This window comes from Leeuwenhoekiella nanhaiensis (assembly GCF_002744755.1).
Taxonomy (GTDB): Bacteria; Bacteroidota; Bacteroidia; order Flavobacteriales; family Flavobacteriaceae; genus Leeuwenhoekiella; species Leeuwenhoekiella nanhaiensis.
In genome coordinates this window covers 454,115-473,222 of the sequence record NZ_KZ319289.1, presented here as the reverse complement: position 1 = coordinate 473,222, position 19,108 = coordinate 454,115, and the positions used below count along the sequence as shown (strand labels likewise).

Genomic DNA, 19,108 nt, shown 5'->3' with positions numbered 1-19,108 from the left:
CTTTAACTGCCAAAAACAGTATTTATTTAGCGCGAAAGCACCTCTGAAAGGTGCCCGGCTTGTATTTGAAACCCTCAAAGAGGGTAAATCGGTAAAAATGGATCTTCGGCATGGCCTCTGCTTTGTTAGTTAGTTTTAGCCGTACTTGAGTACGTTTCTAGCTTCCGATCCATTTTCTCACCAATTTAATTGACACCACCAGGGGGTAAAATACCTCAAGGCCTGACCCGAGGTAGTTTTACGCTTAGGCAGTTATGCCAGCATTTAAACTCTTGTATTCGGGTAATACGGGGCGGGTTTCCAGACCTTTCTTAATAATCTGAAGAACCTCTTCCCTGCGTGCTCCCGCAAGCGGAAGACGCGGCGCCCGCACGAATTCTGACCCAATGTTGGTATGTACTTCTGCCAATTTAATGTTTTGCACCAACTGAGCGTCTATATCCAACTCCAAAAGCGGTAAGAACCAGCGGTAAATTTCAAGTGCTTCGGCAATGCGACCCGCTTTTTGCAGCTCATAAATCGCCACAGTTTCAGCAGGAAATGCACAAACCAAACCGGCAACCCAGCCGTCTGCGCCCATCAATAAACTTTCAAGAGCCAGCGTATCAACACCGGTCATAATTTTAAGACGGTCTCCAAAACGGTTCTTGATGCGCGTCACGTTTGAAATATCTCGTGTAGACTCTTTAACTGCCTGAATATTGGGTTCTTCGAGCAACTCTTCAAACATATCCTGAGTCACTTCAATCTTATAATCAACGGGATTGTTATAAACCATAATAGGAAGCGAAGTACTTTGCGCCACCGCTTTAAAGTAGGCGACCACCTCGCGATCACTGGCTTTGTAACGCATAGGAGTCAACATCATGAGTCCACTTGCACCATCTTCTTCAGCTTTTTTTGCAGCTGCAATTGCACCTTTTGTGGTTTGCTCGGCGATATTCATCATAACCGGCACTTTACTGGCAACGATTTCAACCGTTTTGCGGGTTAAGGTACTTTTTTCTTCATCGCTCAGGGTACTGGCTTCTCCCAGAGTACCGCCCAGTACGATGCCATGAACACCGGCATCAAGCTGCGCTTTAATATTTAGTTCAAAAAGTTCAAGATCCAGTTTATCGTCCTGAGTAAATTTTGTGGTTACTGCGGGCATTACGCCTTCCCAATTGATTTGCATAGGTTTAATTTTAAATACTCTAGCAAAGCTACTGGAGTTCTAAAGCATTTCTTTTGTAGTATTTAACCAAATCTTTGCATATTTTAGCGCGACCTTCAAATTAAGGCTGTTATTTAGGTCAAATTCTACTTAGTGAAAGTTTTACCGTTTAAAATACCGAAATCGGGCAAGCAGGCCCTCATCGTGCAGGAGGATCACGAATTCCTCTTTTACGACAAGCTGCATCAGCATCCCGAAATACAGATGAGCTATGTTCTGAGTGGCACCGGCACCTTGTTAACCGGAAACACCGTAACCCGCTTTGAGCCCGGTGAAGTTTTGGTTTTTGGCGGAAATCTGCCGCATGTATTTAGAAGCAATATACAGGAAGACAGCGAATCGCATATGCTCTCGGTTTTTTTTAACCGTGAAAGTTTTGGCGCCGATTTTTTTGAGACCGAAGAACTCCGCGATTTTGAACCCTTTTTTAATCTGGCCCAGTCAGGTTTCCGCATTAAAGACCGGGATTTACGCTTTAAAAAATGCTTTATGCAACTGAAGAATTCCGGAATGAAGCGCTTCTTACACTTTATCAACCTGCTTTACGAAACCGCTGAAGCTCCCAAAGAACTGCTCTCCAATTTCACCGAAAATTCACGCTATACCGATACGGAAGGTCAGCGGATGAGTAAGGTTTTTGACTTTTGCCTGAGTCATTTTCAGGAGCGCATAAGCCTGGAGGAAATCGCGGAAATCGCTGTGATGAGTCCCACCGCTTTTTGCCGGTTTTTTAAAGAGCGGACGAACAAAACCTTTAGCGAATTTTTGACCGGCCTGCGTATTGAGCACGCCTGCCAGTTGCTGCGCACCCCAGATCAGCAGGAACCTATCGCTAACATCGCCTATGCCGCAGGTTTTAATTCGGTTTCCAACTTTAACCGGTATTTTAAAAAAGAAAAGGGGATGTCGCCGCGCGAGTACCGAAATTTAAGCGCGTAATAATTACAAACTACTCAACAAACCACCATCAATGGGAATTTGAGTACCCGTGATGTAGGCCGCCTGCTCTGAAGCCAGAAAGGCAACCAGAAACCCGTATTCTTCCGGTTTACCAATACGGCGTACAGGCACCCCGGCTTCGAGTTGTTTAAAAACTGCTGCTTCCGAAATACCCTGCTCCCGGGCTTTTTTAGCATTTAAGGAAGCGATGCGTTCGGTATCAAAATAGCCGGTCAAAATGCTGTTTACCGTGATCTGATCGGGGCCTACTTCGGTAGCCAGACTTTTTGCCCAGGTTACCACGGCAGCCCTTATGGAATTTGACAGGACCAAATGTGCCAGCGGCTCTTTAACCGAAACCGAGGCAACATTAATCACACGCCCCCATTTCGCCTTGCGCATCGCTTTAAGCGCCAATTCGGTAGTGAGGACGACATTCTTAAACAACAAATCAAAAGCCTGCTGGTAATCGCTTACCTCTTTCTCAAGCGCGGTTCCCGCATCTGGACCCTGCGTGTTATTAACCAAAATATCAACCGAGTTGCTTTCAAAGTATGTTGAAATAATCGTTTTGTAGGCCTCAAAATCGGTAAAATCAACCTGAATAATCTGGTGGTGCTGCTTATGAGGAGTAGGCAGTTCTGCCTTTACAGCTTCCAGCTTTTCCAGCGAGCGGGACATTAAAGTCACTGCCGCACCACTTACCGCAAGTTGCATAGCAATTGCTTTCCCAATCCCTGATGTGCTTCCGCCTACCAGTGCTCTCTTTCCGCTTAAATTGATATTCATATTTTACTTCTAATAAAATGAGTCATCTCGAGCGCAGTCGAGACGTTTACGACAACTCTTTTGAATTGGGTCTCGACTGCGCTCGACCTGACATAAGAATCTTTCTTAAGTCTCAAATCTAAAGTCTAACGTCTATCTATACTCCTCCCGTGTAGGGCTAAACACATCCAGAAGTTTGCAAGGTGTAAGGGCTTTGCCGCTGTGTTTAAGGTGCGGAGCGATCACGACAATATCACCAGGATGATACACCTGCGTGTTTCCGTCGAGGGTAAATTCGAATTCGCCTTCAATTACGTGCATAATTTGCTCGTTCATATGACTGTGCTCGGGCACCTCAGCACCTTCTTCCACTTCCCAAAAAGCCAAAGAGGTATTCTGGGTATGTATCAATTTACCATGGTAACCCGGCATAATTTCTTTTGGAGTAATGTCTGAGAGTTTATAGTTCATTGTTATTACTATTTTTATTTTTATTGATATTGTCTCTACTCTTTTCTCTTTATTCTATATTCTCAAATCTCACGTCTAAAATCTAATTCCCCCACATGCGTTCCCACAAACTGCGCAGCACCTGCTTCATCGCTTCCGGGTCACGCTCGCTTTCCTTTATGGTAAGTCCGGTTTTGGCAGGAATCAATTCATAACTGAATACAAAACTCAGGTTCTTTGCATCTAAATCGTAGACTCCAAAACGCAGGTCGTTAAAATACAGGTTTCCGTATTTACGGGAAATCGTGTACCAGTTTTGGGCAATGGCTTCCAGTCGCTTTATGGTTTCGGTATCCTTGTAATCGCCTAAAAACTGATGATCTTTCGGCACAAACCGAAATTCAATGGGTTTGGTATCAAAAAACGAATAATCCCCCAGCAGATAGGCGTCTCCCACATCTATGTTTGCATACCACAAGATCGTATTAAAGGCTGCGGGGCGGGTATCAATCGCGGTATATTCAATGTTTTGCTCCTCAAGCGCAGCGGTAAATTTTTGATAGCTGATGCCTTTTAGAACGAGCGTAAGCAGCATATAAACCGAACTTACAATCAGGCCTAAGCGGTTCCACTTACGGCGTTTAGGCGAAGTTTTGGGCAATCGCATTGCCAAAATCAGAAAGATCAGAAACGGCAAGGTGTACAGCGGATCGATCACAAAAATGTTTTGATAAGCCAGCCTCAGGTCGAAGGGCCAAAACAACTGCGTTCCCCAGGTGGTATGCGCATCCAGCAATGGATGTGTGATCAAAGCCCAGAAAAAGAGCCAGGACCAGTCTTTCCAAGTGGCATTAACTTTCCTATGAATTTGTGAAACCAACCAACCCAGCAACGGCGCCATCGCAATACTAAACACAATAGAGTGGCTGATGCCGCGGTGAATTTCAATCGCTGTAAGCGGATCAAGGAATTTACCCACGATGGTATCCAAATCCGGAATTGTACCGGCAATAGCACCATACAACATCGCTTTGTTGCCTACTTTCTTGCCTAAAACGGCCTCGCCTACCGCGGCACCCAGTACAATTTGTGTTAGCGAATCCATCTAAGCGTCGATTATATTCATTTTACGCAGCAGGAACGAGGCGTTCATATTTTGACAAATTCCTTTTTTAAAAGTGTAGTCAAAGAAGAGTTCGTCATTGATGATCTGGGCGTCAAAATAGTAATTCTTTACAGGTTTCAGATCTTCTGCCGCTTCGCAAAGGCTCAGGTCGTGCGTGGCGATGATTCCGGTAGAATTGGAAGCGACCAGTTTTTCAATAAACTTACGCGAGCCAATGGCCTTATCGGTGCTGTTCGTTCCTTTGAGGATTTCGTCGAGAATGATGAAATAGGTATCGGTTTTAATGGCGTTTACAATAAACTGCAGGCGCTTCAGTTCCGAGAAGAAATAAGATTCATCATCGGTAAGTGAGTCGCTGGTGCGCATACTGGTGATGAGTTTAATAGGATGGTAATGCGCTTCAGGAGCACAGATGGGAAGCCCGGTGTTGCTCATCACGATAGCCAGCGACACAGTACGCAGAAAGGTGCTTTTTCCGGCCATATTGGCCCCGGTTATGATAAAAAACTGCTCATTTTCGATACTGAAATCATTTGCCACTGCCTTCTCAGGATCCAACAACGGATGAGACAGGTCTTTAGCTTCCAGCGTTTGACTGGCCTTTGTAATTTTCGCGAAAGCGTAATTGGGATGATTAAAGCTGAAATTCCCCAGGCTGTTTTGCGCGTCAAAAAAGGCAATGACTTCAAACCAATTGGCCACCTCGTATGCATTGGCCTCGATCCAACGCTCGATGTTGTAGCATTGTCTAAGATCGGAAAGGAAAAAAGAATTGATTATAACACCCATGAGCATATTGGAACGCTGGTCTAAAATCCCCAGCATTTTTGAAAACTGCTCAATCACGGCCGAAGCTTTAGCCTTTTGCGACTTGATTTTAACCTGTTGGCGTTGCAGGTAGACCGACTGAAATTCCTGTTTTTCAAGCAGGAGCATCAGTTTGTGATACTGCTCAAACGTAGATTGCATTTTGCTGGCATTGGCCCAGAGGTCATTTACTTTTTTCACATAAATCCCGGAGATCCCCAAACCGATAAAAAACAACCACACCACAACGTTTCCCGATATTAGGCCCAGATAGGCCAACACAAAAGCAATGAGTGAAATACTGGTGTACGTATTGGGCACCCAACGCATAAGTCTGGGCATAAAACTGCTGTAGTTTTTTAGCCAGCTGAGAATTTCTTTGGCATCATAGTCTGCTTTGACGAGTGCAGCCGTAGCCCGAAATTGCTGCCTCCACGATAAATGCCCGGCAAGTTCCTGCACGGCTTCCTGTTTCTGCGGAATTTCTGCAATTTCATTTACGGTGAGGAATTCGGCCAGTTTGCGGGTTCCGCTCTCGAGGGCGGTGCGGTTGAGGTACTGAAAAAAGGATCCGCGGCCAAAAAGATCTACATCCTGACTAAAAGCGTGAAGCGGATTTTTAAATTTTTCGCCGGAAGGTAAATCGTGAAAATCGCGATTCAATACGCGCAATTCGGTCTCATTTAAAGCAATCAATTCCTGCAAAAAATCGCGTTTGTACTGAAGCTTGCTGTGCCGGGAGACCAAAATGAGAAACAACACAATCTCCGCCACCACAATCCCAATGACCACCCGCGTCTGCGCCCATAAAAAATAGATCGCGATAACCCCGGCCAAAAAAACCGCCAGGCGAATCATACTGCTGGTAAACAGTGCCGACTGGGCTTTAGTCAGCTGCGATTTATAGTCGGTTACAAGGGAAGTGTAGGTATCTTTTGGGTTTTGCATAAGCTTAAAAGCTTTATAATTTTTGGTTTTCTATTAAATCGCAATCAGACGTATTTAACAAGAAATGTAAAATTAACTTATGCATATCAGTTTAGGCCTTTCAATTCTTCTTTTAGCTTTTTGGTAAGGCTGTTTACGATAAGCTCGTAACTGTGATCGATGAATTCGTAGAGTTGTTTTAGCGAAATCTCCCCGTTTAACAGCACAGTATTCCAATGCTGCTTATTCATATGCCAGCCGGGCAAAACACTCTCGGGGTACTCCCCACGCAGCTCCAGTGCACGCTCAGGATCGCACTTGAGGTTGATGCGCGGTGTGCCGGCCTCCCAACTTTCGAGTCCGCTTAGGGCATACATTTTACCCATTACTTTAAACACCAAAGTCTCGTTATCAAACGGAAATTCTTCGGTTGTACCCGGTTTTTGTAAACAGTATGTTCTGAAATTATCTATGTTCATGGTCCCCTCCCTAGCCCTCCCCCAGGGGGAGTGAATTTTATATTTTTAAAATTAGCTCAACTTCGACAAGCTCAATTTGACCCAATCTTAAATTCCGTATTCAAAATTCAACACCTCTTTCAATTCTAATAATTGTGTTTCCTTATCTGAAAACTTAAGCAGCATACCATCCAACAAGGCTTTTGCTTCAGCACAATTTTCCAGATCATTTTTACAGTGCAAACTATAGGCACGCACAAGGCGGTAGTTGATCTCGTAGTCGTCTGGATATAGCTCACCACCTTGTTTATAATAGAAAATCGCATTCTTCCATTTTCCCTGAGAAAACCAGCGATCTCCAAATTCTATATGCTTTAAATACAGCCGCTCATTTTTTTGAATTAATTCTAGCCGGCTATCGTTTTGCTCCTGTAAGGCATCTTCAACTAAAAATCTACCTAAGGCCACAAAAAGAAACAAGCCAATCAATCCCAGAAAAACAAAAAAGACCTTCTCACGTTTACGACTGCGTTTAAATTTTATTTTTATTTTTCTAATAGCCTCTTTAGAATAGGCATTGAAAGTCGGTTTGCCGGTTGCACCTTTTAAATCGGTTTCTTTAAGGTTAAGAAAGCTTCGGTCTTTTTTAAATCGGGAGTTCTTGCGGAGTAATTTTCGATTATTCCGCAGGCTATTGATCATAGCCATCATGCTTCCTTCTCCACCCATAATTACTCTTTGAACGGATACACCATTATATAATCCTGCATCAGGTAGCCTTTACCGATGTCAAAGTCCCCTGAATAGGCAGTTTTAAAGCCGTAATACTCATAAAATTTAACAGCTTTGTTGTCTCGGTTCACATTGAGCATTACGCCCTGAACGTTTTCTTTATTAGCTTCCGCAAAAGCGAAATCCATCAAAAAACGACCTGCTCCCGTGCCATGATTTTCGGGCATCACGTAGAGTTTATCTACTTTCATCCAACTTCCCTCTTTGGTAAGTTTCTCATTTCGGTAATTGGGGATCAACGCCAGGTATCCTATAGGTTCGGCTGCTTCATACAAAATGTAAAAACGGCTTCCGGTCTCTACCTGTTTTTTCAGCGAAGCGGTGCTGTACATAAACTCCATCATATAGGCGATCTGCTCTTCAGACAGAATATCTTTAAAAGTCACCGGCCAGACGCGGTCTACCAAACTTTTTAAAACCGGCCAGTCCCTTTCGCCCAGAGGCTTTACCTCAAAACTACTCTGAGACTTCACCTTCTTTCAATTTTGGGGTTTCGGCTGCGGTTTCCAAGGCTTTGTAATCCAGTTTCCAGCCTATGGTTTGCACCAGGTTTTCCATCAGAGAAACCGTGCTCAATGCCTGCTTTGAAGCTTCGCCAAAGAGTCCGCTTTGCGGCACTTTATCAATAATATGCTGTTTGGCTTCCCGGTTGATTTCGGTTAAATCTGTGGAGGTAAACGGGTTGGCCCAACCTTCTTTTTTGTCGTAATATTTGAAATCAGTCTCGATGCTTAGTAACTCCGGCTGCGGAAAATCGGTCAGTACAATCGTACGGTTTTTCACATCGGGATGCATTTTGATTTTGGTGAGATCAAAACCCACATAGGCTTTGGCATCAATAAGCACCAGGGCCTTTTTGCTCCCCAGAAATAAATTGAGCCATTTGTCTTTTACATTTTGGTAATGGTAGATTTCGGAAAAATCCCCTTCCACAGTGATGAATTTACATACGCTGCGTATTTTTTCCATCAACACCACAGACTGTTGCTGGGCATTTTGCTGTCTTCGGCTTTTAGAAAAGCGCGAAAAAATAAAATAGGCAATGATACTGCCTGCTGCGAGACCTATGAATAGATATTCCATACCTCAAAGATAAAGTTACTAGCCCATTTTACCCAGATGTGTATCCTTAAATCCGGTTTCATACTTTAAACCATAACCCATAATCCGGTCGAATGCCGCGTGTGAATAAATAATGATTCCGGCTAGCTGCAAAACAAGGCTTTCAAAATAAAGCCCTGAAAGAAACAGCACGAGGCCCAAAATCTTCAAATGAAAGAAGTTGTATGACCAGGCACCTATTTTGGTTCCGAAAAGGTAGCCCAACATCGAAATATCAGGCAATAAGAACAAGCCATAAAACCACCACCAACTCAAATCGAGGCTTGAAAATAAGTATACACCAAGTAGCAGTGATCCTATTTCTTCTAGTTTAAGTAGTTGTTTCATCACTAATATTCAAAAGCATACAGCACCGGTTTACTGGGGCTGGCATCGTTTTCAAAAGAAGCGATTTGCAGATTGAGCAGATACGAGCCGTCTGAAACAGTGTGGGGAACGAAAATCATTTCGGTAATGGTGGCGTCCATTCTCATTTTTCCATCGGTGTTCCAAAACGCATTGTGTGCAGCGAGCACGCCACCATCTTCCTCGCGGTCAACGCTGGGCATATCGATAAGCAGGTGTTTAATTCCGCTTTCGCGAAAGAAAACCGCCGTCTCTTCCAGCAGATATGGCCAGTTGGTATGCGACCATTTTCTGCTTTTCTTGGTTGCCGTATTGGGCAAGGTTCGTATCACCACAGCTTCCGGATTCTTTCCCTGAAGGGCACGCTGAGCCAGTTTTTTGGTAAACACAAAATCCCCGTTATGCGGCTCGGGCACGAGGGTGATTACTTCCGCAGTGAACATAAAGGTTTTTAGATTCTGGTTGATGCTGTGTACTTTTTCGGTAATGTGCCCCACACATTCGGTATGCGTGCCGTGCGCGTGCGGGTTGTAATAGATATTATTGAAATTCACAACCGCTCCCTGAGCCACCGCAGCGACCCATTTGCCCTCGACTACCGGTTCAATCTTAGGCGGATTGAGATACCAGGCCACGGGATTAGCGTCACCACTCACTACAGGAATGCTGATGTCTATGGGTTTGCTAAAATCTACGGTAACGGGTTTATTGTTTAGAGTAATTGTTGCTCGCATAGGCATTTCATTAAGTTGCCTTATAAGTTAGTCTTTTCAGAAAAAGTTACAGCTAAAAAAATTAAGAAAGATTGAGCAGGAAGAGATCGCTCGCCAGACCGTCGCTCAAAAACTTACCTTTTTTAGTGACTACAATGCGATCGCCATCCCGAAAAAGCAAGTGCTCTTCCAGATGCTTTTCGGCCTGTTGCAATGCGTATTCTTTAAATTTTAGACCGAAGGATTCTTCAATCTTAGAAAGTGAAATCCCCCAAATGGTGCGTAAACCGGTCATTACATACTCGTTGTATTTGTCGGTAAGCGAAAGTGTTTCACGCTCCACCGGAACCTCGCCGGCCTCAATAGCTTTAATGTATTTGGGGTTGTTATTGATGTTCCAGCTGCGGGTATTTCCATCATAACTGTGTGCCGAAGGACCAATGCCCAAATAGGCTTTGCCGGTCCAGTAGGCGGTGTTGTTTCGCGAAAAATAGCCGGGTTTGCCAAAATTAGAAAACTCATAATTTTCAAAACCGGCCTGCTGCATCGTATCGACCAAAATCTCAAAATGCGCCTGTGCCACCGCATAGTCAACGGGTTTCACAACACCCTTTTCTATAAACTTCTGAAGGGCCGTATTGGGCTCCACCGTAAGCGCATAGCTTGATATATGCGGAATATCCAACTGCAATGCCTTGTCCAGATTCTCTTTCCAGCGCTCGTTACTCATATCAGGCATACCGTAGATTAGATCGATTGAAATGTTGTCAAAATAGGCTTTGGCGAGTTCCAGACAGCGCACCGCCTCGTCTGCATTATGCGCGCGGTTCATCAGCTTCAAATCTGCTTCAAAAAAGGACTGCACGCCAATACTGAGTCGATTGATTCGTGATTGCGCCAGCATCTTCAGCTTTTCTTCGGTAAGATCATCGGGATTCGCTTCAAGAGTGATCTCCGGATTTTCGGTAATCGCGAAATGCGCATCAATGGTTTTAAAAATACGCTCGAGTTCGTCTGCATCAAGCAAACTCGGCGTTCCGCCACCAAAATAAATGGTTTGCAGAACGCCGGGAATTTCGTTTTTGCGCAAGATGAGTTCGTTGCACAGAGCCTCGACGAGTTGGTCTTTCTTCTTTAGCGAAGTCGAAAAGTGAAAATCACAATAATGACAGGCCTGCTTGCAAAATGGGATGTGGATGTACAAACCGATCCCCCCGGCCTCCGAAGGGAGAGTTTTACTGTCGTGTAGAAAATCTTTGATTTTCATAGAATAAGGCTTTAAGTCCCCTTTGGGGGTTTGGGGGTTGTCGGGAGTTTTCGGGCTACTACCCTTTTTTCATTCTGTTTGACAAAAGCATCCCAGCCGGTATAACTTTTACCGGTTTCGACACGACCTGCGTTAAAGTGATGACAAACCGCGGCAGCCAGACCGTCTGTGCTGTCCAGGTTTTTAGGCAGGGTTTTAAGACCGAGCAGGCTTTGCAGCATTTTAGCCACCTGTTCTTTACTGGCATTACCGTTACCGGTGATAGCCATTTTTATTTTTTTCGGAAGGTATTCGGTAACCGGGATCTGGCGCGAGAGACCGGCTGCCATCGCCACACCCTGGGCTCTGCCCAACTTAAGCATAGACTGTACGTTTTTCCCAAAAAACGGAGCCTCGAGTGCCATCTCATCAGGATTGTAGGTGTCTATAAGTTCGATGGTGCGTTCAAAAATGAGTTTGAGTTTGATATAGGGGTCGTCGTATTTTTTAAGCTGAAGTTCATTCATCTGAAGAAACTCCATTTTTTTATTGACCACGCGTATGAGACCAAAACCCATAATCGTGGTTCCCGGGTCAATCCCTAAAATGATTTTTTCTGATTTCAAGCGCTAAATTTTTTCCATCTTTGAAGCTTTCGCAAAGCTAACCATTATAAGCGTGATCGTCATTGCCCTCCTCTTAATCTTCTATGTTTTGCTCATCGCGGGGCTTTGCATTGGTTTTTTTAGACTGAAAAACGAAAGCACAAATTTTGACAATCAGGTGTTTTCAGACACCAAAACCAGGTTTTCTATCATCATCCCGTTTAGAAATGAAGCCCGGCATCTGGAAGCTTTACTGGAAACATTAAATTGTTTGGATTATCCGGATGAGCTGTATGAAATCATTCTCATCAACGATGGATCTACAGACAGGTCTTTGGAAGTAATTGAAAATTTTCTAGCTGCGCATCAAAGACTAGAACTGAAAACACTAAACAACAAACGCGTTTCGGGTTCACCAAAAAAAGATGCGCTCAATCTGGGGATTGCTGAAGCGAAAATGGATTGGATCATTACCACCGATGCAGATTGCCGGGTGCCGTCAAACTGGCTGAAGCATTACAATTACAAAATACTTCGCGAGGCTTGCACATTCATCGCCGGACCGGTTTGCTTTTATGAAGATCAAAACCAATTGCTAGACGCCTTTCAACAGCTGGATTTTTTGAGCCTTCAGGGCGCAACCATCGGCAGTTTTGGATTGAGCAGGCCGTTTATGTGTAATGGTGCCAATCTGGGATTTTTAAAAAGTTCTTTTTTAAGACTGAATGGTTATGCCGCGAACAATCACATCGCCAGCGGAGACGATGTGTTTTTAATGCAGCAGTTTTTAGAAGCCGATGCTAAAGCGGTGGGATATCTCAAAACCTGGCACGCATTGGTAGAAACAGCCCCACAACCCGATTTAAAATCGCTGATCAATCAACGGAAACGCTGGGCAGCGAAAGCCTCAGCCTACAAAAGCCGATTTGCGGTTTTGGTTTCGGTTTTGGTTCTTTTGGGAAATGCTTCGGCAGTAGCCGGATTATTTTTTGCCGAAATCTACTACTTATTGATACTAAAAGTCGCTATAGATTTTCTCCTCATCTGGTGTACCGCAACTCTTTTCGCCCAAAAAAAACAGCTTAAGCATTATGTCTGGGTTGCACTTGTTTATCCGTTTTTTACCCTGTATATAGCTTTGGTGAGTCAGTTTGGTAAGTTTAGCTGGAAAGGGAGGGATTTTAAGAAATAAATTTCTTCCTAGTAATTATTCCACTTTCACAACTACCGGCATTTTAAAGCTGGTCTTAACCGGAATACCTCTTTTGTGGGCGGCGATGATTTTAGGAAGCGAATCGAGACTGTCTTTAAGCCAACCTTCCAGTTGCGGCAATTGACTGGCGATGGTATCGGGAATTTGTGCCTTTTCAATAGTAAGATCACCCAGCTCGCTGATGCTCAGGTAAAGCCAGACCGTATCGTTGATTTCGGTCTCGACAATCATTGTTTTATTAGAAAGCTGACGCTGAAAATTGGTTCGCAATTCGTTCTGAAAACAGGAATAACGCGCCTGTTGATCTTTTAAGTTTTCGCAGGAAGCAAAAGTGGGATACTCCTCAACCTCATTCATATTGAGGGTTTTGAGTTCTTCCTGCACCAGATCGTCTGAAGAGATTTTTTTGGTCTCGAGATCTTTACACGAAAACAGGTTAAGGGCAAGCGCCAAAAGAACTACAAATCGAATCATGGAATGACTTAAATCACTGGCAAAGATGTAAAAACGAGCGGAATAAAACTAGTACTTACTCGGCTAACAGCCTTTTACCGATTTTTAAAAACGATAGCCCAGACTAAACTCTACACCTTCAGCTTTTGCGCCGTGCGCTTTCACGGTAACAGCAGCCGAGATATCTTCGGTAAAATAGCGTTTAAGACCCAGCCTGTTGTAAAGTCGGTTTTCAAATTCGTACGGATAATACACATAATAACCCAAATGCGAAACAAAAGCGATCTTGTTGAAACGCAGTTCGTGACCTACAAAAAGGCCTACGCGTTTCCAATCTTCATCGCCGGTAACGCCGGTTTCGGGGAAAGAAGCGGCCTGAAGCTTAATAAGTTCTTTAAAGAAATAGGCAAAAAACACATCAGTCCCTGCGACGAGAGTGCTTTTGTGGTTGATGCGCTTATCTGCAAAAGCCGAAACCACAAAAAACGGAAACTGCCCCTGACCTACAATGTCGCTTTCATTGGCCCCGCCGCGTAGCGCCAGGTTGAAATGTACCGGATCGGTATATTTGGTGCGCTCGCCTTCGGGGATATAATCGGGAAACTCCTCGTAATTGAGGTTGTAGTTAGCGCCGACATTAAAGGCAAAGGTGTTGGTACTGTTATTGGGTGCGCGCAAATTGGCATTGCTGTAATGAATAATCGTAAACCCGGCGTTAAGTCCAAAGCCTTTATACAGGTTTTGCTTATTGTATTGCAGGGCGATGTAGGTCGAACTCAGCAATTTGGTACCGTAGGCATTGTTGATGTAATTGGTTTCGGGATCATACGGACTGCCCGCAACCGCAACTCCCTGCCCAATGCGGAAATACGCATTACGATTCAAAAAATAGAAATTGAAATGCCCGTAAAAACTCAGGTTTTCGCCCAGATACTCGTTATGCAGATCCTGATAAATAGCCGAAAATCCCCAATCGGGATAATTGTAACGCCGCTCCCACTCATTAAAACCATATGTACGGCGGTTGTAGCTAACTATAAAGCCGGTGGGGTGACCGGTTATCAAATGATTGATGTCCGGATTATGCTCCAGGATGCTTCCGTAAAAAAAAGAGGCGTCTAGTGATACCGGTTTTTTCTCCTTCAAATCGGGGTTTTCCTGAGCGGTTAAACTGTAAAAAGAAAAACTACATACGGCAAGAAAGACAAGTTGAATGCTGCGCATTAGTTTTCAAAAATTAAGCGGCCGGTGTATTTTTCTTCGACCTCAACCACAGCCGGTCTGTTTACCGAAATCACATCGCCGGTTCCAAAAATAGTTCCTTTAATACTTGCCTGTGGGTTTACAATCATCTTGTTTGCAGAGGTTTGGTTTACGGTCACATTTTGAGCAACCAGATCACGGGCTTCCAGTCGCGGAGCCTCATTAAAAAAGGAGGCGGTCAGATTTGCCGTGGTTCCACTTAAATAGAAAACGCTTTTACCGTTAGCCCGAACTTCAACCCTGTTAGATTCTAGCTCCAGGTGAAAATTACCGCTTTTACGTGGCGTGGTATCTCCAAAGTTATAGATGGTATCGCTCGACAAAATCAGACTTGGAAAATTAAGCACCCCCTCACTAAAAATATCGTTTCCTGAAGCATTACGTATTTCGGTAAGATTTGGCGTGGTTACGTATACGATAAAATTTTGATAATCGCGAAACAGGTTGCAGCGCTTGGCGTTTTTGATGCGTAAAATACCGCCGTCAAGCACTTCGATTACGGCATCACTTACCATATTCTCTCCGGTTTTAAGCACCACTTTTTGCTCGGGACCCTGCTTGATGTACACAATCACATCGGTCTCGCTGCGCAGTTTGGTAAACTCAGGCAAATCGTAGGTAATGGCTACAGGATCGCCTTCTCCCTCAAAACAATCACCGGCATTATCTGAACCACAGGCGGTAAAAACCAAAAAGGCAATTAAAAACAGATTTCTCATATATTTCTTCAACTCTCGTGTCAAGCCTCGACTAAACCGGCACAAAGTACGGTAAAAAAGTGCTAACCTACCCATTTATTGCTTTTTGAAATAAGGCGGATTGGACCAGGTGGAAAATAAAGTCATTACATTTTAACGTATGCTGAGAATTGCGCAACTTTGAATCTCTAGTTTCTATAAAAGTCCGGAGTATTTTGACTAAAAAATTCTATGTTCTTCTCGCTACACTTTTTGGTGTTTTGCTATTGCAGTTGGGAAGCTGGGGTCTTACCGAAAGCAGTGAAGCGCGCTATGCCGAGATTGGCCGAGAAATGGCCATAAGTAATGATTTAATCAACCCCAGTCTGCTGGGAATTATTCACTATCATAAGCCACCGGTTACTTATGCCATCACCGCGATTGGGTATAAAATTTTTGGGTACAATGAGTTCGGAGCGCGTTTCTTTTTAAGCCTGGCTTTAATCCTGCAAATGTTGCTGATCTTTAAAATTGCCCGACTCTGGTTTAAAGACGAAAAAATTGCAGTCGCTTCGGCTTTGATCTATTTTTCGCTTCCAATGGCCCTCATCGCTGCACGAAATCTGACCACCGATGCGTTTTTAACCACTTTTATAATCTGGGCTGTTTATTTATGGCTTCAGGTTAAGCTCAATGGCAGGAAAGTCTATCTCTACCTCTTCTACACCGTATTAGGACTGGCTTGTCTTACCAAAGGCCCGGTTGCTTTTTTACCGGTTGCACTGTTCATCCTGTGCTATAAAGTTATCAATAGGGAAAAACCAAAAATGAGTATTCATTCTATTCCAGGACTATTTTTATTGCTTGGCATTTCAGCATCCTGGTTTATCATTTTGATCCTGCAAAAGCCGGAACTCTGGGATTATTTTATTCAGGAACAAATCATCGACCGAAGTGTAAACGCCGAAACCTTTCACCGCGATAAACCATTTTGGTTTTATCTGGTTTTGGTTCCTGCCCTCTCCCTACCCTGGATTGTACCTACGCTCATTACGCTCTTTAAGGTGAAACAGGAAAAGTGGGATAAACCCACTCAAATTACTGGCTATACGGCTTTGTCTATTTTGATTGTCTTTTCCCTTTTTTCGTCCAAATTAGTCCTGTACATTCTCCCGATGTTTCCGTTTTTGGCGCTCTTTAGCGGGAGTGTTTTCATCCAGTATGGCAACCGGTTTTCAAAAATCTACGAGTTCTCTTTTAGGGGTGCATTCCTATTATTTTTGCTCATTATCATCTCGTTGTTTTTTATTCCGCAATTCACGTTTAGTTGGTATAAATCACTGTTTTTTCTGATAATCTCTCTGACCTTTGGTACTTATCTGCTATTTCGGTCAAACTCCGATTTGACAAAGCGGCTACTTATTTTGAGCACAGCAATAACGTGTATTTTGGTTTTACTCTACGCTAATTTTGCAGCACAAAACCAGACACTTATCAATTCGCCAAAAGCGAAGTATGCGTTTGTTAAAAGTGAAAGGACTGATCGTGATTATAAAGTTTTGGTCTACGACAATCTGCTGTCTTCTGCCCCATTTTATTTGGGCGACCGGGTGATTACCATCTACAACTCTAATTTTGAAGCCAAAAGGGATACCCGTTTTGAAACTACAGAACACTGGAAAGAAACCTATCTTCCCCTAAACGAACCGGGGCAAAGCGACCGACTTAAGAAGTTACTGGGCGATAAAAACAACGTCTTATTGATAAAAACAAAAAAGTCCTTACCAGATAGTTTACAATACCTGTTGCAAGGCTTTCAGGCTGAAAAAATGAAGAAGTGGACGGTGTATTATTAAAAGCGGTAACCTATACCAAACTCTACCGCTTCAGCCTTTGCTCCGTGAGATTTGAGCGTGATGGCGCCGAAGATTTTATCGGTAAAATAACGTTTTAAACCTCCTCTAAAATAAACCCGGCCTTCAAAATCGTAGTCATAATAAGCATAATAACCAAACTGCGTCACAAAAGCGTTTTTATTAAACCGAAGTTCGTGTCCCAAAAACACTCCAAAACGCTTCCAATCCTCATCTCCGGTTGTACCCAGACGCTCCAGAGCAATGCTCTCGTACTCAATCTGGTCTTTCAAAAACGGACTCAGGAAAAAGTCAACACCCGCCTGAAGCGTGCTTTTATGGGTAATGCGCTTATCTGCAAATGCAGAAGTAACCAGAAAAGGACGCTGCCCCAAACCGATGTAGTCGCTTTCATTAACCCCGCCACGCAAAACCAGATTCAGTTTTAAGGGCTCAGTGTAGCGGCTTTTGACATTTGGGATATACTCGGGTCGCTCCTCCTTATCCAACTGGTAATTCAATCCCAGATTGAAGGTAAACGAGTTGGTACTCGCATTAGGTGCCTTTACATTAGCATTCGAATAATGGATTAAGGAAATACCGGTTTGTAAACCTATTCGATCTATAATATTAGGTTGCCTATAGTTCACCATCACAAAGGTTGAACTCAACAAGGTAGAACCGTAAGCATTATTTCTAAAATTATCATCCAGGTCAAAAGGCTTGGTAGTCGCTGCAATACCCTGACCAATACGCAACATCAATCTGCGATTTAGGGCGTAGAAGTTAAAATGACCGTAGAGTCCAAAATTCTGACCCAGATTTTCGTTCTTCTGATCCTGCGCAATAAATGAGAACCCGTAATCCGGATAATTGTAACGTGCTTCCCAGTCGTTAAAACCGTAGGTCATCCGGTTGTAGCTTAAAATCACACCCGTAGGATGCCCGGTAATTAAATGCGCGATGTCTTTATTGTGCTGCAGGATGGTTCCGTAAAAAAAGTTAGCATCCAGACTGTACGGCTTCACTTCGGTTTCCTGAGCCATAACAGAAAAGCCGCAACACACTAAAAACAGGATTCGGTAGATCATTCGATTTTAACTATCGGGCAAATGTATCAAATATTCCCCGAAGGCGGTTTTAAAAAAGTTCGGCGGCAATAGCCTGGATGTTGTCGCTTTTCCCCATCGAATAATAGTGCAATACCGGCGCGCCACCTTCCATCAATTCGCGGGATTGCTGTATCGCCCATTCAATACCTACCTGACGCACGTCATTGTTGTTTTTGCAGGCATCAACAGCATCAATGAGATCCTGTGGTAAGTCAATTTTAAACACCTGAGGCAAGAGCTGCAAATGGCGTTTAACCGCGATGGGTTTAATTCCCGGTATAATTGGGATATCAATTCCTTCAGCGCGCACCATGTCAACAAACTCGAAGTACTTTTTATTATCAAAAAACATTTGGGTCACCACATAATCGGCACCAGCTTCCACTTTTTGAATGAGGCGCTTTAAATCGGTTTTTAAAGAAGGAGCTTCCAGATGCTTCTCCGGGTAACCGGCGACACCAATGCAAAAATCAGAACAGTCTGAAGTTTCAATTACATTATTGAGGTAGCGGCCTTTGTTCATATCGGCAATCTGCTCTACCAGTCCCAGTGCATATTCGTGTCCGCCTTTGGTAGGTTCAAAATACTGCTGCTCTTTCATAGCATCACCGCGCAAAGCCATCACATTGTGAATACCCAGATAATGACAATCTACCAGCAGGTATTCGGTTTCTTCTTTGGTAAACCCGCCACAAAGCACGTGCGGCACGGTATCCACATCGTATTTATGCTTTATCGACGCACAAATACCCAGAGTTCCGGGGCGCATACGCGTGATTTTTTTATCGAGCAGACCGTCTTCTTTCTCGATATATACAAACTCCTCACGCGAAGTCGTCACATCAATGAACGGAGGTTTAAACTCCATCAACGGATCAATATTATCATACAATTCCTGAATGCTCCGGCCTTTGCGCGGCGGTATCAATTCAAAAGAAAAAAGGGTTTTACCGTTTGCCTGTTTTATGTGATCTGTAATTTTCATAATGCCCCCAAGCCCGTTAAGGCAATTCGCTGGGTATT

At 43.8% G+C, this 19,108-nt stretch carries 21 protein-coding genes; 3 read left to right on the top strand and 18 right to left on the bottom strand.

Annotated elements, in window-relative coordinates:
- Positions 1 to 244 precede the first annotated feature (244 nt).
- Positions 245 to 1,177, bottom strand: coding sequence for a dihydrodipicolinate synthase family protein (locus tag CJ305_RS08680; protein WP_099645862.1), 933 nt, complete (start codon positions 1,175 to 1,177; stop codon positions 245 to 247).
- 132 nt (positions 1,178 to 1,309) lie between these two features.
- On the opposite strand from CJ305_RS08680, the gene CJ305_RS08675 reads away from it, so the two are divergent.
- Entirely contained in the window at positions 1,310 to 2,155 is an 846-nt protein-coding gene (locus tag CJ305_RS08675; protein ID WP_099645861.1) for a helix-turn-helix domain-containing protein, read from the top strand.
- 3 nt (positions 2,156 to 2,158) lie between these two features.
- On the opposite strand, the gene CJ305_RS08670 is transcribed toward CJ305_RS08675, so the two are convergent.
- From CJ305_RS08670 to ruvC, 12 genes are all read right to left on the bottom strand, one after another.
- On the bottom strand, positions 2,159 to 2,944 hold the full coding sequence (locus tag CJ305_RS08670) for an SDR family oxidoreductase (RefSeq protein ID WP_099645860.1): 786 nt from the start codon (positions 2,942 to 2,944) through the stop codon (positions 2,159 to 2,161).
- Positions 2,945 to 3,076: 132 nt separating this feature from the next.
- The gene (locus tag CJ305_RS08665; RefSeq protein ID WP_099645859.1) at positions 3,077 to 3,394 is read right to left on the bottom strand and encodes a cupin domain-containing protein; all 318 of its coding nucleotides are present in this window, start codon (positions 3,392 to 3,394) and stop codon (positions 3,077 to 3,079) included.
- Between the two features lie 82 nt (positions 3,395 to 3,476).
- Positions 3,477 to 4,478, bottom strand: coding sequence for a metal-dependent hydrolase (locus tag CJ305_RS08660; RefSeq protein WP_099645858.1), 1,002 nt, complete (start codon positions 4,476 to 4,478; stop codon positions 3,477 to 3,479).
- Positions 4,479 to 6,254 carry a MutS-related protein gene (locus CJ305_RS08655; RefSeq protein ID WP_099645857.1) on the bottom strand — a complete coding sequence of 592 codons (1,776 nt, stop codon included), beginning with the start codon at positions 6,252 to 6,254 and terminating at the stop codon, positions 4,479 to 4,481. It abuts the gene before it with no gap.
- 86 nt (positions 6,255 to 6,340) lie between these two features.
- Positions 6,341 to 6,712 carry an MmcQ/YjbR family DNA-binding protein gene (locus tag CJ305_RS08650; RefSeq protein WP_099645856.1) on the bottom strand — a complete coding sequence of 124 codons (372 nt, stop codon included), beginning with the start codon at positions 6,710 to 6,712 and terminating at the stop codon, positions 6,341 to 6,343.
- Positions 6,713 to 6,799: 87 nt separating this feature from the next.
- On the bottom strand, positions 6,800 to 7,420 hold the full coding sequence (locus CJ305_RS08645) for a tetratricopeptide repeat protein (protein WP_099645855.1): 621 nt from the start codon (positions 7,418 to 7,420) through the stop codon (positions 6,800 to 6,802).
- Positions 7,421 to 7,422: 2 nt separating this feature from the next.
- Positions 7,423 to 7,956 carry a GNAT family N-acetyltransferase gene (locus CJ305_RS08640; RefSeq protein ID WP_099645854.1) on the bottom strand — a complete coding sequence of 178 codons (534 nt, stop codon included), beginning with the start codon at positions 7,954 to 7,956 and terminating at the stop codon, positions 7,423 to 7,425.
- The gene (locus tag CJ305_RS08635) at positions 7,940 to 8,566 is read right to left on the bottom strand and encodes a DUF4230 domain-containing protein (protein ID WP_099645853.1); all 627 of its coding nucleotides are present in this window, start codon (positions 8,564 to 8,566) and stop codon (positions 7,940 to 7,942) included. The genes CJ305_RS08640 and CJ305_RS08635 overlap by 17 nt, the downstream gene beginning before the upstream one ends.
- 18 nt (positions 8,567 to 8,584) lie before the next feature.
- Positions 8,585 to 8,932: a DUF4260 domain-containing protein gene (locus tag CJ305_RS08630; RefSeq protein WP_099645852.1), complete on the bottom strand. Its 348-nt coding sequence runs from the start codon at positions 8,930 to 8,932 to the stop codon at positions 8,585 to 8,587.
- Positions 8,933 to 8,934: 2 nt separating this feature from the next.
- Positions 8,935 to 9,684 carry a cyclase family protein gene (locus CJ305_RS08625; protein ID WP_099645908.1) on the bottom strand — a complete coding sequence of 250 codons (750 nt, stop codon included), beginning with the start codon at positions 9,682 to 9,684 and terminating at the stop codon, positions 8,935 to 8,937.
- Positions 9,685 to 9,745: 61 nt separating this feature from the next.
- Complete coding sequence (gene hemW / locus CJ305_RS08620) at positions 9,746 to 10,930, bottom strand: radical SAM family heme chaperone HemW (protein ID WP_099645851.1); 1,185 nt, start codon at positions 10,928 to 10,930, stop codon at positions 9,746 to 9,748.
- 11 nt (positions 10,931 to 10,941) lie between these two features.
- On the bottom strand, positions 10,942 to 11,535 hold the full coding sequence (gene ruvC / locus CJ305_RS08615) for a crossover junction endodeoxyribonuclease RuvC (protein WP_099645850.1): 594 nt from the start codon (positions 11,533 to 11,535) through the stop codon (positions 10,942 to 10,944).
- 52 nt (positions 11,536 to 11,587) lie between these two features.
- On the opposite strand from ruvC, the gene CJ305_RS08610 reads away from it, so the two are divergent.
- Positions 11,588 to 12,706, top strand: a complete 1,119-nt coding sequence (locus CJ305_RS08610; RefSeq protein ID WP_189319412.1) for a glycosyltransferase family 2 protein — start codon at positions 11,588 to 11,590, stop codon at positions 12,704 to 12,706.
- Positions 12,707 to 12,721: 15 nt separating this feature from the next.
- Here CJ305_RS08610 and CJ305_RS08605 read toward each other — a convergent pair whose 3' ends face one another.
- The 3 genes from CJ305_RS08605 to CJ305_RS08595 form a co-directional block, all read right to left on the bottom strand.
- The gene (locus CJ305_RS08605; RefSeq protein ID WP_099645848.1) at positions 12,722 to 13,201 is read right to left on the bottom strand and encodes a hypothetical protein; all 480 of its coding nucleotides are present in this window, start codon (positions 13,199 to 13,201) and stop codon (positions 12,722 to 12,724) included.
- 84 nt (positions 13,202 to 13,285) lie between these two features.
- Positions 13,286 to 14,404 carry an acyloxyacyl hydrolase gene (locus tag CJ305_RS08600; RefSeq protein ID WP_099645847.1) on the bottom strand — a complete coding sequence of 373 codons (1,119 nt, stop codon included), beginning with the start codon at positions 14,402 to 14,404 and terminating at the stop codon, positions 13,286 to 13,288.
- Positions 14,404 to 15,162 carry a head GIN domain-containing protein gene (locus CJ305_RS08595; protein ID WP_099645846.1) on the bottom strand — a complete coding sequence of 253 codons (759 nt, stop codon included), beginning with the start codon at positions 15,160 to 15,162 and terminating at the stop codon, positions 14,404 to 14,406. Before CJ305_RS08595 ends, CJ305_RS08600 begins: the two co-directional genes overlap by 1 nt.
- A gap of 194 nt (positions 15,163 to 15,356) precedes the next feature.
- Between CJ305_RS08595 and CJ305_RS08590 the strand changes: the two genes are divergently transcribed.
- Positions 15,357 to 16,976, top strand: a complete 1,620-nt coding sequence (locus CJ305_RS08590; RefSeq protein WP_099645845.1) for an ArnT family glycosyltransferase — start codon at positions 15,357 to 15,359, stop codon at positions 16,974 to 16,976.
- Here CJ305_RS08590 and CJ305_RS08585 read toward each other — a convergent pair.
- Together CJ305_RS08585 and metF are read right to left on the bottom strand one after the other, a co-directional pair.
- The gene (locus CJ305_RS08585; protein WP_099645844.1) at positions 16,973 to 18,064 is read right to left on the bottom strand and encodes an acyloxyacyl hydrolase; all 1,092 of its coding nucleotides are present in this window, start codon (positions 18,062 to 18,064) and stop codon (positions 16,973 to 16,975) included. The genes CJ305_RS08590 and CJ305_RS08585 overlap by 4 nt on opposite strands.
- 49 nt (positions 18,065 to 18,113) lie before the next feature.
- Complete coding sequence (gene metF, locus CJ305_RS08580) at positions 18,114 to 19,070, bottom strand: methylenetetrahydrofolate reductase [NAD(P)H] (RefSeq protein WP_099645843.1); 957 nt, start codon at positions 19,068 to 19,070, stop codon at positions 18,114 to 18,116.
- Positions 19,071 to 19,108 lie beyond the last annotated feature (38 nt).

What these genes read in the sequence shown, in the direction of transcription:
- metF (WP_099645843.1), bottom strand. Translation starts at nt 19,070, where the DNA reads ATGAAAATTACAGATCACATAAAACAGGCAAACGGTAAAACCCTTTTT.
- CJ305_RS08600 (WP_099645847.1), bottom strand. Translation starts at nt 14,404, where the DNA reads ATGCGCAGCATTCAACTTGTCTTTCTTGCCGTATGTAGTTTTTCTTTT.
- CJ305_RS08625 (WP_099645908.1), bottom strand. Translation starts at nt 9,684, where the DNA reads ATGCGAGCAACAATTACTCTAAACAATAAACCCGTTACCGTAGATTTT.
- CJ305_RS08605 (WP_099645848.1), bottom strand. Translation starts at nt 13,201, where the DNA reads ATGATTCGATTTGTAGTTCTTTTGGCGCTTGCCCTTAACCTGTTTTCG.
- CJ305_RS08635 (WP_099645853.1), bottom strand. Translation starts at nt 8,566, where the DNA reads ATGGAATATCTATTCATAGGTCTCGCAGCAGGCAGTATCATTGCCTAT.
- CJ305_RS08585 (WP_099645844.1), bottom strand. Translation starts at nt 18,064, where the DNA reads ATGATCTACCGAATCCTGTTTTTAGTGTGTTGCGGCTTTTCTGTTATG.
- CJ305_RS08650 (WP_099645856.1), bottom strand. Translation starts at nt 6,712, where the DNA reads ATGAACATAGATAATTTCAGAACATACTGTTTACAAAAACCGGGTACA.
- CJ305_RS08680 (WP_099645862.1), bottom strand. Translation starts at nt 1,177, where the DNA reads ATGCAAATCAATTGGGAAGGCGTAATGCCCGCAGTAACCACAAAATTT.
- CJ305_RS08645 (WP_099645855.1), bottom strand. Translation starts at nt 7,420, where the DNA reads ATGGGTGGAGAAGGAAGCATGATGGCTATGATCAATAGCCTGCGGAAT.
- CJ305_RS08595 (WP_099645846.1), bottom strand. Translation starts at nt 15,162, where the DNA reads ATGAGAAATCTGTTTTTAATTGCCTTTTTGGTTTTTACCGCCTGTGGT.
- hemW (WP_099645851.1), bottom strand. Translation starts at nt 10,930, where the DNA reads ATGAAAATCAAAGATTTTCTACACGACAGTAAAACTCTCCCTTCGGAG.
- CJ305_RS08665 (WP_099645859.1), bottom strand. Translation starts at nt 3,394, where the DNA reads ATGAACTATAAACTCTCAGACATTACTCCAAAAGAAATTATGCCGGGT.
- CJ305_RS08670 (WP_099645860.1), bottom strand. Translation starts at nt 2,944, where the DNA reads ATGAATATCAATTTAAGCGGAAAGAGAGCACTGGTAGGCGGAAGCACA.
- CJ305_RS08660 (WP_099645858.1), bottom strand. Translation starts at nt 4,478, where the DNA reads ATGGATTCGCTAACACAAATTGTACTGGGTGCCGCGGTAGGCGAGGCC.
- CJ305_RS08655 (WP_099645857.1), bottom strand. Translation starts at nt 6,254, where the DNA reads ATGCAAAACCCAAAAGATACCTACACTTCCCTTGTAACCGACTATAAA.
- CJ305_RS08630 (WP_099645852.1), bottom strand. Translation starts at nt 8,932, where the DNA reads ATGAAACAACTACTTAAACTAGAAGAAATAGGATCACTGCTACTTGGT.